This window comes from Microbacterium sp. ISL-59 (genome assembly GCF_018613945.1).
Taxonomy (GTDB): domain Bacteria; phylum Actinomycetota; class Actinomycetes; order Actinomycetales; family Microbacteriaceae; genus Microbacterium; species Microbacterium oxydans_B.
Map to the genome: position 1 here is coordinate 510,208 of NZ_JAGGPG010000001.1, position 13,292 is coordinate 523,499.

Consider the following 13,292-nt stretch of genomic DNA (forward strand, 5'->3'; position numbering starts at 1 on the left):
GGAAGGCTCCTCATGCCCGGCATCCACTCCGACATCACGACCGCTTTCGGCAACACGCCGCTCGTGCGTCTGAACCGCGTGACCGAGGGCCTCGGGGCCACCGTGCTCGCCAAGCTCGAGTACTACAACCCGGCATCGAGCGTGAAGGACCGCATCGGCATCGCCATGATCAACGCGGCAGAGGCATCGGGCGAGCTGAAGCCCGGTGGCACGATCGTGGAGTCGACGAGCGGCAACACCGGCATCGCCCTCGCGATGGTCGGCGCCGCCCGCGGTTACCGGGTCATCTTGACGATGCCCGCCTCCATGTCGAAGGAGCGCCGCGTGCTGCTCAAGGCATTCGGTGCGGAGATCGTGCTCACCGATCCCACCAAGGGTATGAGCGGTGCCATCGAGGAGACCAAGCGCATCGTCTCGGAGACGCCCGGCGCGATCTGGATCCGCCAGTTCGAGAACGCGGCCAACCCCCAGATCCACCGCGAGACCACGGCGCAGGAGATCCTCCGCGACACCGATGGCGCGGTCGACATCTTCATCGCCGGGGTCGGCACCGGCGGCACGGTGACCGGGACCGGACAGGCGCTCAAGGCGGCGAAGCCCGGCGTCCAGGTCATCGCCGTCGAACCCAAGGACTCCCCCGTGCTCAGCGAGGGCCACCCCGGTCCGCACAAGATCCAGGGAATCGGGCCGAACTTCGTCCCCGACGTGCTCGACCGGGATGTGCTCGACGAGATCATGACCGCGGAGTTCGACGAGTCGCTGCGGGTCGCCCGCGAGCTCGCCGCCAAGGAGGGGCTGCTCGTCGGCATGTCTTCCGGCGCGGCCGTCGCTGCGGCGCTGAAGGTCGCCGCGCGCCCTGAGAACGACGGTAAGACGATCGTCGTCGTGATCCCGGACACCGGTGAGCGCTACCTCTCCACCGCCCTGTTCGAGGATCTGCGCGAAGACTGAGACGTCGATGGGCATGATCGGACGAATGCGCGAAGACGTCGCGGCGGCTCGTCTTCGTGACCCCGCCGCACGCAGCGCCGTCGAGGTCGCGCTGCTGTACCCGGGGCTCCACGCCATCTGGGCGCACCGCGTCTCGCACGCGCTCTGGCGACGTCGACTGCGGTTGCTCGCGCGCGCGGGCTCACAGCTGTCGCGCTGGCTGACCGGGATCGAGATCCATCCCGGCGCACACATCGGTCGTCGGTTCTTCATCGATCACGGTATGGGTGTCGTGATCGGCGAGACCAGCGTGATCGGCGACGACGTGATGCTCTACCACGGCGTGACTCTCGGCGGACGGACGCGCACCTCCGGCAAACGCCACCCCACCCTCGGCGACGGAGTGGCCGTCGGTGCCGGTGCGAAGGTCCTCGGCCCCATCACCATCGGCCCCGGTTCGGTCATCGGCGCGAACGCTGTGGTCACCCGTGACGCTCCGGCGGATAGCATCCTCGTCGGGGTTCCGGCGAAGCCGCGCCAGCGTCACACCGGTGAAGACACCCGAGCGCTGCTCGCCGCGCCGGATTACGCGATCTGAGCGACGCCGACCCGAAACGGCCTAACGGCGCTTGGTCTTGACGGCCTCCACCTTCTTGCGAAGGAAGATGAGAGGAAGCAGGACGCTGCCGAGCGCGGTGATGAGCCACACGATGACCGAGCCGAGAAGCCAGCCGGTGAGATCAGTGATGCGCAGTCCGCCGATGGGCAGCAGCACCACGATGATGAGGGAGATCAGCGTCGAGAAGATGCCGATGCCGCCCATGAGCACGGGGGCGTAGCGCGTGGCCATCTTGCCCACCCACGGCGCGAGGACGCTCTGCAGGATCGCGAAGATCAGGATGCAGATGACGAAGCCCCACCACTTGTCCCACTCGATCTGGAACCCGTCGAGGGCGAGGTCGGCGGCGATCAGGCCGAGACCGGCCGACACGACGTACATGAGGCCGCGGAACAGAAGTGTGATCACGGCCCGAGCATAGCGCTCGCGCGGCTTGTCAGGAGTCGGACCCGACCGCGGCGAGCCGTGCTTCCTCGTCGGTCGTGATCGCGCTCTCGATCAGCGGATCGAGTGCTCCGTCCATGACCTGATCGAGGTTGTACGCCTTGAAGCCGGTGCGGTGATCAGCGATCCGGTTCTCGGGGAAGTTGTAGGTGCGGATGCGCTCCGAACGGTCCATGCCTCGGATCTGCGATCGGCGGGCATCGGATGCCGCGGCGTCGAGCTCCTCCTGCTGACGCGCGAGCAGCCGGGCGCGCAGCACACGCATGCCCGCCTCACGGTTCTGCAGCTGGGACTTCTCGTTCTGCATCGACACGACGATGCCGGTCGGCACGTGAGTGATGCGCACGGCGGAATCGGTCGTGTTCACCGACTGCCCACCCGGACCGGATGAGCGGAACACATCGATCTTGAGGTCGTTCTGGTCGATGTGAATCTCTTCGGGCTCGTCGACCTCGGGGAACACGAGCACCCCGGTGGTCGACGTGTGGATGCGCCCCTGGGACTCCGTCGCCGGCACCCGCTGCACGCGGTGCACGCCGCCCTCGTACTTGAGGTGGGCCCACACGCCCTGCGCGGGGTCGGACGAGGATCCCTTGATGGCGACCTGGACGTCCTTGTACCCGCCGAGGTCGGACTCGTTCCGCTCGAGCAGCTCGGTCTTCCAGCCCTTGGACGCCGCGTACTGGATGTACATGCGCAGCAGGTCGGCGGCGAACAGCGCGGATTCCGCACCGCCCTCCCCCGCCTTGATCTCCATGATCACGTCACGGGCATCGTCCGGGTCGCGCGGGATCAGCAGACGCCGCAGCCGTTCCTGCGCGGACTGCAGCTCTTCTTCCATCGCCGGGATCTCGGCCGCGATCGACTCGTCCTCCCGCGCGAACTCGCGCGCGGTCTCCAGATCATCGGTCGCGGCGATCCACGCTTCATACGCGGCGACGATGCGAGACAGCTCGGCGTAGCGACGGTTCACGCGCTTGGCGCGGGCAGCGTCGGCGTGCACCGCCGGGTCGGAGAGTTCCTCCTGCACCCGGCGATGCTCGTCGATCAGAGTCTGGACGGACTCGAACACGGCTCAGCCGCTCAGCGGATGTTGTTGTCGTGCCCGTGAGCGCCCGAGGGAAGCGTCGGGATCGACTTCTGCATCTGCACGAGGAACTCGACGTTCGAGTTCGTCTCCTTGAGCTTGCCGAGGACGACCTCGAGAGCCTGCTGCTGGTCGAGGCCGGCGAGGGCACGACGCAGCTTCCACGTGATCTTGACCTCGTCGGCCGAGAGCAGCATCTCTTCGCGACGGGTGCTCGACGCGTTCACGTCGACCGCCGGGAAGATGCGCTTGTCGGCGAGGGCGCGGGAGAGACGCAGTTCGCTGTTGCCGGTGCCCTTGAACTCCTCGAAGATGACCTCGTCCATCTTGGAGCCGGTCTCGACCAGCGCCGTGGCGAGGATCGTGAGGGATCCGCCGTTCTCGATGTTGCGCGCCGCGCCGAAGAACCGCTTGGGCGGGTACAGCGCCGACGCGTCGACGCCACCGGAGAGCACGCGGCCCGATGCCGGAGCAGCCAGGTTGTACGCACGGCCGAGGCGGGTGATCGAGTCGAGCAGCACGACGACGTCGCGTCCGAGCTCGACCAGGCGCTTCGCACGCTCGATGGCGAGCTCGGCGACCGTGGTGTGGTCTTCGGCCGGACGATCGAACGTCGAGGCGATGACCTCGCCCTTGACCGAGCGCTCCATGTCGGTGACCTCTTCGGGGCGCTCGTCGACGAGCACGACCATGAGGTGGACCTCGGGGTTGTTCTGCGCGATCGCGTTCGCGATCTGCTGCAGGACGATCGTCTTGCCGGCCTTGGGCGGCGCGACGATGAGACCGCGCTGGCCCTTGCCGACCGGGGCGACCAGGTCGATGATGCGCTGGGTCAGCTTCTCGGGGGCCGTCTCCATGCGCAGACGCTCCTGCGGGTACAGCGGGGTGAGCTTGCCGAACTCCACACGCGTGGCCGCGTCGTCGACCGACAGACCGTTGATCGAGTCGACCTTGACCAGCGCGTTGTACTTCTGGCGCCCCTGCTGCTCGCCCTCGCGGGGCTGCTTGATCGAGCCGACGACGGCGTCGCCCTTGCGGAGGTTGTACTTCTTCACCTGGCCGAGCGAGACGTACACGTCGCTGGGGCCGGCGAGGTAGCCGGTGGTGCGCACGAAGGCGTAGTTGTCGAGCACGTCGAGGATGCCGGCGATCGGGATCAGGACATCGTCCTCGCCGATCTCGGTGTCGAACTCATCGGTCGGGACACCGCTGCGGCGCTTGTTGCGCTGACGGTTGCGGTTGTTGCCGCCGGCCTGGTCGTCATCGGCCGCGGGCTGTGCCTGCTGCTCCTGCGCGGCACCGTTCTGGCCACGTCCACGGTTGCGGCTGCGGCTGCGGTTGCGACCGCGGCCACCCTGCTCCTCGCCACCGTCAGAGTCGTCGTCGCCGTTGTTGCTGTTCTGCGCGTCGTTGTGCTGCGCGTCGTTCTTCTGCGCATCGTTCTTCTGCGCGTTGTTGTTGTTCTGCGCGTTGTTGTTCTGAGCGTTGCGGCCCCGTGCGTTGCCGCTCTGGGCGGGCTCGCCGGCGGCGTCAGACGAGGCATCCGCAGCAGGCGCTGCATCCGTGGCCTCGGCCTCGGGGGCTGCCGTCTTCTGGGCGCCACGTCGTCCGCGGCCGGTCGACTTGGGTGCCGACTCCGCCGCAGCTTCTGCCGGAGCGGCATCCGCGGCCGGTGTCTCTGCCGGAGCGGCTTCTGCTGCCGGGGCCTCGGCGTCGGCCTTCTTGGCACGGCTGCGACGCGGTGCCTTCGCCTTCGGCGCGGCCTCGGTGGTCTCGGCCGACGCCTCGGCGGGCGCGGCTTCGGTCTTAGACGCGGTCTCGGTCTTCGACGCGGGCTTCTCGGCCTTCGCTGCTTCGGCCTTCTCGGCCTTCGCGGCCGCGGTGGCGGTGCTGGCGCGACGCGGTGCACGCTTGCGCGCCGGTGCGGCCTCGGTTGCGGGTGCTTCGGACACCGAAGCGGACTGGTCGTTCTGGGTCTCGGAGAGGTTCTCCACGAGTACTCCCTTATATGTCATGGGGAATGAGCGTTGAACGCACACAACGGGTGCTGCGCGCGATCGCACGGGCTGACGCTCGGCGCCAGCCAGCCTCGGCACTTGTGCCACAGGGATTTGCGTGCGGGTCTTGCAAGAGTTGCAATGGGGCCAGATTCACGTAGTTACGTGGAGCCCTCCGCTCGAGTCCCCACTGTACCACCACGCACGTCGACTGCGAGCAGGAGCGCCTCCCACGGGGTGTCGGTGACTCGATCGGCCAGTTCCACCGCGTCTTGACGGCTGCCCGGCCCGTCGGCCAGCACGAGCACACTGGGGCCGGCGCCGGAGACGACGGCCGCGAAGCCCGCCTTGCGCAGCGCCTGCACGAGCCGCTGCGTCTCGGGCATCGCCTCGGCGCGGTAGTCCTGGTGAAGCCGGTCGGCGGTCGCGTCGAGGAGCAGCTCCGGGCTCTGCATCAGGGCCGCGATCAGCAGCGCCGAGCGGGAGACATTGAACACCGCGTCCGCCGTGGACACCTGCGGAGGCTGCAGCGAACGCGCCTGCGAGGTCGACATCGTGTACGCGGGGACGAGCACGAGGGGCGAAACGCCGCGGTGCACGAGCAGCTTCTTGTGCTGCGGCCCGCGCTCCCCCACCCACGCGATCGTCAGCCCGCCGAACAGTGCCGGGGCCACGTTGTCGGGATGACCTTCGAGCTCGGTGGCGAGACGGAGCAGGTCGGCATCGTCGATCTCGACGTCGCCGTCGAGCAGTCCCTTCGCCGCGAGCACTCCGGCAGCGACAGCGGCACCCGAGGAGCCGAGTCCGCGACCGTGCGGCACGCCGTTCTCAGCGATGATGCGCAGGCCGGGGACCAGACGCCCCGCATCCGCGAACACGTACGCGATCGTGCGGACGATGAGGTTCGACTCGTCGCGCGGGATCTCGGCGGCACCGGAACCGGTCACCTCGATCTCGAGTTCACCAGCCGGCAGTGCCGTGACCTGCAGGGTGTCGTAGATGCTGAGCGCCAGGCCGAGCGTGTCGAATCCCGGGCCGAGGTTCGCGCTCGTGGCCGGCACCCGCACCTCGACGGTGCGGCCTTCGACCGGGCTGCCCTCGACGGGGGCGAGGGCTGACGCCATCGTCACTCGCCTTCCACCCGGAGCACCGAGACGACTCGGGCGACGACCGCACTGTCGGCGAGAGCGTCGACCGTGGCGCTGAGCGCCTGCTCCGTCGCGCGGTGCGTGCCGATGATCAGTCGTGCGGTCGGCTCGTCCTCGCCCTCGACGGTCTGCACGACCGTCGCGACGGAGACTCCGCCATCGCTGAGGATTCCGGCGACCGTGGCGAGCACGCCCGGCGCATCCGCGACCTCGAGGGTGATCTGGTAGCGGGTGGTGACGTGTCCGATCGGGACGACCGGGAGGTTGGCCCTGGTCGACTCGCCGACTCCGACGCCCCCGGCGATGTGACGGCGGGCTGCGGAGACGACGTCGCCCAGCACGGCGGAGGCGGTCTGGACGCCACCCGCACCCGCGCCGTAGAACATCAGGGAGCCGGCGGCCTCGGCCTCGACGAAGACCGCGTTGTTGGCTCCGTGCACGGAGGCGAGGGGGTGCGAGTTGGGCACCAGCGCCGGGTACACGCGCACCGAGATCGATTCGGCGCCGTTGGCCTCGATGCGCTCGCACACCGCGAGCAGCTTGATGACGAACCCCGCAGCACGGGCCTCCTCGATCATCGACGGGGTGATCGAGATGATGCCCTCGCGGTAGACGGCTTCGAGCGGCACGGCGGTGTGGAACGCGAGGCTCGCGAGGATCGCGGCCTTCTGCGCGGCGTCGTAGCCCTCCACGTCGGCGGTCGGGTCGGCCTCGGCGTAGCCCAGGCGCTGGGCGTCGGCGAGCACGTCGGCGAAGTCGGCGCCCTCGGAGTCCATCCGGTCCAGGATGTAGTTCGTGGTGCCGTTCACGATGCCCATGATGCGCACCACCCGGTCGCCGGCGAGCGAGTCGCGCAGCGGACGGATGATGGGGATCGCGCCGGCGGCTGCGGCCTCGTAGTAGACGGACGCGCCCACGCGGTCGGCGGCCTCGAACAGCTCGGGGCCGTGCGTGGCGAGGAGGGCCTTGTTGGCCGTGACGACGTCGGCGCCGGAGCCGATCGCCTGCAGGATGCTTGTGCGGGCCGGCTCGATGCCGCCGATGAGCTCGATCACGATGTCGGCGCCCAGGATCAGCGTCTCGGCGTCGGTGGTGAAGAGCTCCTTGGGCAGGTCGACGTCACGCGGCGCATCGACGTCGCGCACGGCGATGCCGGCGAGCTCGAGTTCGGCACCGGCACGGTCGGCCAGCTCGTCGCCGTGGCGCAGCAGGAGCGCCGCGACCTGCGAGCCGACCGCTCCGGCACCCAGCAGTGCCACACGAAGTCGTCGGTATTCAGTCATGGTTGCTCCTTCGGAGGTGGGTCATTGGTCTCCCTCGGGGGCTTTCGCCCCGTCGATGCCCGCGTCACGGGCCAGCACGTCGTCGACGGTCTCGCCTCGGACGATGACCGTCGAGTGTCCGTCGCGCACGGCGATCACCGGCGGACGCGGTACATGGTTGTAGTTGCTCGCGAGCGGCACGCAGTACGCACCGGTGGTCGGCACGGCGAGCAGGTCGCCCGGCACCAGATCCTCCGGCAGGTACTCGTGGTCGACCACGATGTCGCCGGATTCGCAGTGCTTGCCGACGACCCGGCTGAGGCGAGGCTCACCGGATCCCGCGCGCGAGGCGAGGCGCGCCGAGTACTGGGCGCCGTACAGCGCAGGACGCGCGTTGTCGCTCATGCCGCCGTCGACGCTCACGTACCGGCGCACGGCACCCGTCGCGACGGTCACGTCCTTGGTCGTGCCGACTTCGTAGAGCGTGACGCCCGCGGTGCCGACGATGGCACGGCCCGGCTCGAACGACAGGGCGGGAACGGGGATGCCGCGTGCGGCGCAGCCCTCCGCGACCGAGGTGACGATCGCATCCGCGAGCTCTTCGATCGGGGTCGGGTCGTCGACGCGCGTGTAGGCGATACCGAAGCCGCCGCCGAGGTTGAGCTGCGGGACCGGACCGCCGTCGAGCAGCGTGGCGTGCAGATCGAGCACGCGGGATGCGGACTCGCGGAAGCCGGCGACGCCGAAGATCTGCGAACCGATGTGGCAGTGCAGCCCGGCGAACACCAGACCCGGGATCTCGCGGATGCGGGCGACCGCCGTCTCGGCCTCCGGGAGCGGGAAGCCGAACTTCTGGTCCTCGTGGGCCGTGGCGAGGAAGTCGTGGGTCTCGGCGTGCACGCCGCTGATGACACGGACCAGCACCCGCTGGGTCGCGCCGGTGCGGGCGATGATCGCCGCGAGCCGTTCGATCTCGATGGCGCTGTCGACGATGATCGTCCCGACGCCGACCTCGACGGCACGCTCGACCTCGGAGACGGACTTGTTGTTGCCGTGGAACCCGAGCGATGCGGGTGCGACGCCGGCGGCGAGGGCCACAGCCAGCTCTCCCCCGGTGCAGACGTCGACGCGCAGGCCTTCGTCGACCACCCAGCGCGCGACCGTCGTGCAGAGGAACGCCTTACCCGCGTAGTACACCTGGGCCGTGGTGGCGTGCTCCGCGGCGGCACGGTCGAAGGCCAGCCGGAACCGCCGCGCACGACCGCGCACCTCAGCTTCGTCGAGCACGAGCAGCGGCGTGCCATAGGTGCGGGCGAGGGCGGTGGCGCTGACACCGGCGATGTCGAGTACCCCATCGGCATCGCGCACTGCGGATGCCGGCCAGACGCCGTCGGCGAGGTCGTTCGCGTCATCGGGCACGGCGAGCCATTCCGGAGCGAGCGAATCGGCAGAGAGAAGCACTGATCACCAATCGTGGGAAGGATCTCGGGCAGGTCGCGCACATCGAGGTTGACCCGATTCTAGGGCACCGGTCGCGTCTCCCTGGTCATGGTGACGCGCCGCGTCAAGCCCCTGCGGCAGCCCGTCTCCGCCTCCTAGGGTGGGGGCGTGGCGAACACTGAAACGACGAAAGACTCCTCCGCGCGTCCTGGTCTGATCCCCCGCATCACCGGACCGGTCATCGCGTGGGCTCTCGCGCGCCGGCCGGTGCGCGCGGCGCTGTTGTACACAGAGCGCCGCGGGCCGATGCTCGCCGACAGCGTCACCTACCGTGCGTTGTTCAGCGTGTTCGCGGGGGTGCTGCTGGGCTTCTCGATCGCGGCTCTGTGGCTCGCCGGGAACCCGGTGGCATGGCAGGCGATCATCGACGCCGTACAGTCGGCCGTGCCCGGGCTCATCGGTGAGGACGGTGTGATCAAGACGAAGGACCTCCAGGCTCCGGCGTCCCTGTCGCTCGCCGGGATCATCTCGCTGATCGCTCTCGTCGGCGCGGCCCTCGGTGCCATCGGGTCGCTCCGCACGGCCGTGCGGGTTCTCGCGGGCACGCTGCAGGATGACATCCTCTGGATCTGGGTGATCCTCCGCAACCTCGCGCTGGCGATCGGCATCGGCCTGGCCTTCGTCCTCTCGGCGGCCGTCACCTTCGCCGGACAGTTGGGGGTCTCCTGGATCGCAGACCTGCTCGGGTTGCCGGCCGATGCGCCGGTCGTGGCCTGGACCGTGCGCCTGCTCTCCCTCGTCGTCGTCTTCGCTCTCGACACGGCGATCATCATCGGCGTGTTCCTCCTCCTCTCCGGGGTACGACCGTCAAGGCGGTCACTTTGGTCGGGAGCACTGCTCGGCGCCGTGGGCCTGCTGGTCCTGCAGGAGCTGTCCGGATTGTTCGTGGGAGGAGCGACGAGCAACCCCCTTCTCGCCTCTTTCGCCTCGCTGCTCGCGCTGCTGATCTGGTTGAACTTCTCGGCGCAGGTGATGCTGTTCGCGTGCGCGTACATCGTGACCGCCGAGGAGGAGAAGGCCGACCGCGTGCACGCCCGCTTCGCGGCGACGACCTTCGTCCAGCGGCGTCTGCAGCGCGCCGAGGTCGACGTCCAGGTCGCCACCGCGGAGCTGCGTGCCGCGCAGGAGGCCGCGTCCGCCGAGAAGTCCGCCTAGCCGTATCGACCCTCGTTGTGACCAGAGGAGCTAATCTGGTCACAACGAGAGGACGCCATGGACGCCCGCCGCACGATCATCGATCTTCCGCACGCCACCGTCTCCGCCCTGGAGTGGCGACCGACCGCCGAGACCGGGCTTCCCGTCCTGCTCCTGCACGGCGGCGGAGCCGACAGCGCCGAGCTCTCGTGGGGCGAGGTCGGACCGGCCCTCGCACAGGCAGGACACCGCGTCGTCGCGCCGGACCTTCCCGGCTTCGGACACAGCCCCCGGACCGCATGGCCACTCACTCAGGAGCTTCTCGTCCGACACGTCGGCGAGCTCGTCGACGCTCTCGACCTCACCGACTACGCGATCGCCGGGCTCTCCCTCGGCGGGGGGATGACGGTCGGACACCTGCTCGATCAGCCCGGCCGCGCTCGAACCGCCGTACTGCTGGGCTGCTACGGCTTGATGCCCCGCCTCGCCGACGGCTTCCGCGGACGGGTCACCCATCTGACATCGTTTCTCCTGCTGCGCTCCGGGCTACTGGCCGCGATGACCCGCTCCTACGCACGGAACCGCTCCGCACTGGAGCGCGGGTTGCGTGATCTCGTACGCAACCCGGAGGCGCGCACGCCTGAGCTCGTCGATGCGGTCCTCGCCGAAGCCGCCGGGGGATCGAGCCTGGAGACGTTCGGACAGTGGCAGCGCGATCAGGTGCTGTGGAATCGCCTGCGGACGGTCTACACCGATCAGCTTGCGGGCATCCGCACACCCACGCTGCTGGTGCACGGCGATCGTGACACCGGAGTTCCCCTCGCTCGCATCGAGACGGCGGCAGCACTGTTGCCGTCCGGCTCGCTCCGACCCATCCCCGGCGCCGGCCACTGGGTGCAGCGCGACCGACCCGACCTCGTCATCCCGGCGATGCTCGAGCAGCTGAGGAGGGATGATGCCTCGACCACGCGTTCCTGAGCGACGCGAGCGCATCCTCGATGCGGCCCGAGCACTCGTGCTCGCGCACGGGTTCGACGCGATGAGCGTCGCCACGATCGCCGAGCGCGCCGGCATCGCCAAGGGTGCCGTGTACCTGGAGTTCGCCGGCAAGCGTGACATCCTCGACGCCCTGCTGCTGCAGGGCAACATGCGCATGGCCGCCCGGGTCCGCGGCGAGCTGGGTGACCATCCTCGTCTCAGCGACGCCTGTCGGGCGACGGCTCGGGCGCTGCTCGACGACCCGCTGATGACCGCTGCGTTCCTCGACGATCGGGGCATCCTCGGCTCCCACGTGATGGAAGAGACCGATGGTCGCTACCGCGAGCGTCATCGGCGGGTCGTGGACTGGTTCCGCGAGCTGCAGGAGCGCGGCCTGATCGTCGCAGATGTCGATCCGCGCACACTCGCTCTGGCGCTGTCGAGCACGACGATCGGACTCCTGTCGGCGGCACGGCTGCTCGGCCCGCTCGACCCCGCACTGCTGGAGGGAACGATCGACACCATCGGGCGGATGGCCGCGACCTTCGAGACGGAGCGATGATGCACCTGGACACCTTCGGGTCCACCACCGAGCCGCCATTGCTGCTCCTGCATGGCGGGGGCGTCGCCGGATGGATGTGGGAGCCGATGCGCGCCCACCTGCCCCCTCACGCGAGGGTGCTGGTGCCGGACCTTCCGGGTCATGGCCGCAGTGCATCGGAGAACTACACCTCCCACCGCGCGACCGTCGACCTGCTCGCGCGCATTCTCGAGGACGAGGGCCGCCCGGCCACGGTCGTCGGCTTCTCGCTCGGGGCGCAGCTCTCCGTGCTGCTCGCGGCTCTGCGACCCGACCTCGTCGAACAAGCCGTCGTCATCAGCGCACAGGCCGTGCCTCTGCGCATGGTCGGACCGACACTGGCGCTCCTCGGCGCGACCGCCGGGCTCGCGAAGAACGAGAGCCTCGCGCGCCTGCAGGCCCGGGAGCTCTTCGTACCGGAGTCGCACATGGCCGACTACCTGCAGACGTCGTCGTCACTTTCCCGGGAGACGCTGCTCACCTCGGTCGAGGAGAACCTGCGATTCGTGCCGCCCGCCGGGTGGTCGACATTCCCCGGGTCCGCACTGATCCTGGTCGGAGCCGCAGAGAAGAAGCTCATGAGGCGCTCGGCCGTGGCGCTGCACGCCACACTCCCCCACAGCACGCTCGAGGTCGTCGACGGTTGCGGACACGGTATCCCGCTGCAGCGACCCGAATGGCTCGCGCAGCGCATCGAGGGGGCCCGCGGCGGATGACAGTGCTGCGCGAGCGGTTCAGCTCGGGCAGACGCCCTTCTCCTGGAGCGACTCGTCGGTGACGATCGCGCCGTTCACGTCGATGTCGATCACGGCCGCACCGTCGACGATCTCCAGTCCGGTGAGGGTGAGCCCGGCCGGCAACTGATCGGCGATGCACACCCGCTGCGGTTGCGTCAGGCTCTCGCCGAGCGAGCCCAGCGTGGATCCGACCTGGTCGAGGTCGATGTCGAGTCCGCCGATGCTCGCCGCGACCGGCGTGAGCTCCAGGTCGCCCTCCACCGCGCCGGGCGTGAGCGTCAGCGAGAGCGGCACGGACGCCCCGAACACGGTGAAGGATCCGCTCACCGTCGCGTTCGGCGCGGCGAACTCGACCGTCTCGACGGGCAGCTCGGCGCCGGCGAGCAGGGAGGTGAACTCCGCCTGATCGATGCGGATCGTTCCGGCGGCTCCGCCGAGGTCGCCGCCGCGCAGCGGAACTCCGGTCGCGGTGACGTCGGCCGCGCCCGTGATGCCCTCCAGCGTCACCGAGTCCGTCGACAGGTGCAGGGTGTCGAGGGAGCCGCCAATCAGCTGCGGGAGCAGCAGGCCCTGCGTCTCCACGTCGAGCTGCTGGTCGGCGGGGAGATCCAGCTGCTCGATGACGATCGACCGCACGATCCCCGGGAGCACCGCGCGGGCGATGAACTCGGCGGCGACCACGAGCAGTGCCAGCACGACCACCACGATGAGCAGCACCCACGGCCAGCGGCGGCGGGTGCGCGGCGCAGCATCGGCAGGCTGATCGGCGACGTTCCCCGGGATCACGAGCGTCGGATGATCGGCCGAGGCGTCCGGATACGGCAGGGTGTGGTTGTCGTCGCTCATGCCTGCCATCCTGCCGTACCCGACCGGAGC

The 13,292-nt window shown here is 69.4% G+C and carries 13 protein-coding genes; 6 read left to right on the top strand and 7 right to left on the bottom strand.

Features of this window, described 5'->3' with window-relative positions:
• Positions 1 to 12 precede the first annotated feature (12 nt).
• Positions 13 to 951: a cysteine synthase A gene (cysK, locus tag J7E45_RS02485; protein ID WP_167633205.1), complete on the top strand. Its 939-nt coding sequence runs from the start codon at positions 13 to 15 to the stop codon at positions 949 to 951.
• A gap of 7 nt (positions 952 to 958) precedes the next feature.
• On the top strand, positions 959 to 1,528 hold the full coding sequence (gene epsC, locus J7E45_RS02490) for a serine O-acetyltransferase EpsC (protein ID WP_215066855.1): 570 nt from the start codon (positions 959 to 961) through the stop codon (positions 1,526 to 1,528).
• Positions 1,529 to 1,549: 21 nt separating this feature from the next.
• On the opposite strand, the gene J7E45_RS02495 is transcribed toward epsC, so the two are convergent.
• The 6 genes from J7E45_RS02495 to lysA form a co-directional block, all read right to left on the bottom strand.
• On the bottom strand, positions 1,550 to 1,957 hold the full coding sequence (locus J7E45_RS02495; RefSeq protein WP_091033721.1) for a phage holin family protein: 408 nt from the start codon (positions 1,955 to 1,957) through the stop codon (positions 1,550 to 1,552).
• Between the two features lie 28 nt (positions 1,958 to 1,985).
• Positions 1,986 to 3,065, bottom strand: a complete 1,080-nt coding sequence (gene prfA / locus J7E45_RS02500; RefSeq protein ID WP_091033724.1) for a peptide chain release factor 1 — start codon at positions 3,063 to 3,065, stop codon at positions 1,986 to 1,988.
• An 11-nt stretch (positions 3,066 to 3,076) separates the two neighbouring features.
• Positions 3,077 to 5,095 (bottom strand): transcription termination factor Rho, encoded by a 2,019-nt coding sequence (rho, locus tag J7E45_RS02505; RefSeq protein ID WP_251053351.1) that lies wholly within the window; start codon positions 5,093 to 5,095, stop codon positions 3,077 to 3,079.
• A 143-nt stretch (positions 5,096 to 5,238) separates the two neighbouring features.
• Positions 5,239 to 6,201: a homoserine kinase gene (gene thrB, locus J7E45_RS02510; protein WP_215066857.1), complete on the bottom strand. Its 963-nt coding sequence runs from the start codon at positions 6,199 to 6,201 to the stop codon at positions 5,239 to 5,241.
• A gap of 2 nt (positions 6,202 to 6,203) precedes the next feature.
• Positions 6,204 to 7,508: a homoserine dehydrogenase gene (locus tag J7E45_RS02515; protein WP_215066860.1), complete on the bottom strand. Its 1,305-nt coding sequence runs from the start codon at positions 7,506 to 7,508 to the stop codon at positions 6,204 to 6,206.
• Between the two features lie 21 nt (positions 7,509 to 7,529).
• Positions 7,530 to 8,948: a diaminopimelate decarboxylase gene (lysA, locus tag J7E45_RS02520; protein ID WP_215066862.1), complete on the bottom strand. Its 1,419-nt coding sequence runs from the start codon at positions 8,946 to 8,948 to the stop codon at positions 7,530 to 7,532.
• Between the two features lie 147 nt (positions 8,949 to 9,095).
• Here lysA and J7E45_RS02525 point away from each other — a divergent pair, with 147 nt between their 5' ends.
• From J7E45_RS02525 to J7E45_RS02540, 4 genes are read left to right on the top strand one after another with little or no spacing between them, the layout of a single operon-like run.
• On the top strand, positions 9,096 to 10,142 hold the full coding sequence (locus tag J7E45_RS02525) for a YihY/virulence factor BrkB family protein (protein WP_167633209.1): 1,047 nt from the start codon (positions 9,096 to 9,098) through the stop codon (positions 10,140 to 10,142).
• Positions 10,143 to 10,199: 57 nt separating this feature from the next.
• Positions 10,200 to 11,099, top strand: a complete 900-nt coding sequence (locus tag J7E45_RS02530) for an alpha/beta fold hydrolase (RefSeq protein ID WP_215066864.1) — start codon at positions 10,200 to 10,202, stop codon at positions 11,097 to 11,099.
• Positions 11,077 to 11,661, top strand: a complete 585-nt coding sequence (locus J7E45_RS02535) for a TetR/AcrR family transcriptional regulator (protein WP_215066866.1) — start codon at positions 11,077 to 11,079, stop codon at positions 11,659 to 11,661. The genes J7E45_RS02530 and J7E45_RS02535 overlap by 23 nt, the downstream gene beginning before the upstream one ends.
• Complete coding sequence (locus tag J7E45_RS02540; protein WP_251053352.1) at positions 11,658 to 12,395, top strand: alpha/beta fold hydrolase; 738 nt, start codon at positions 11,658 to 11,660, stop codon at positions 12,393 to 12,395. The genes J7E45_RS02535 and J7E45_RS02540 overlap by 4 nt, the downstream gene beginning before the upstream one ends.
• A gap of 18 nt (positions 12,396 to 12,413) precedes the next feature.
• Here the strand turns inward: J7E45_RS02540 and J7E45_RS02545 are convergent, their stop codons facing one another.
• A complete protein-coding gene (locus tag J7E45_RS02545; protein WP_215066868.1) occupies positions 12,414 to 13,262 on the bottom strand; it encodes a DUF2993 domain-containing protein in 849 nt (282 codons plus the stop codon).
• Positions 13,263 to 13,292: the final 30 nt, after the last annotated feature.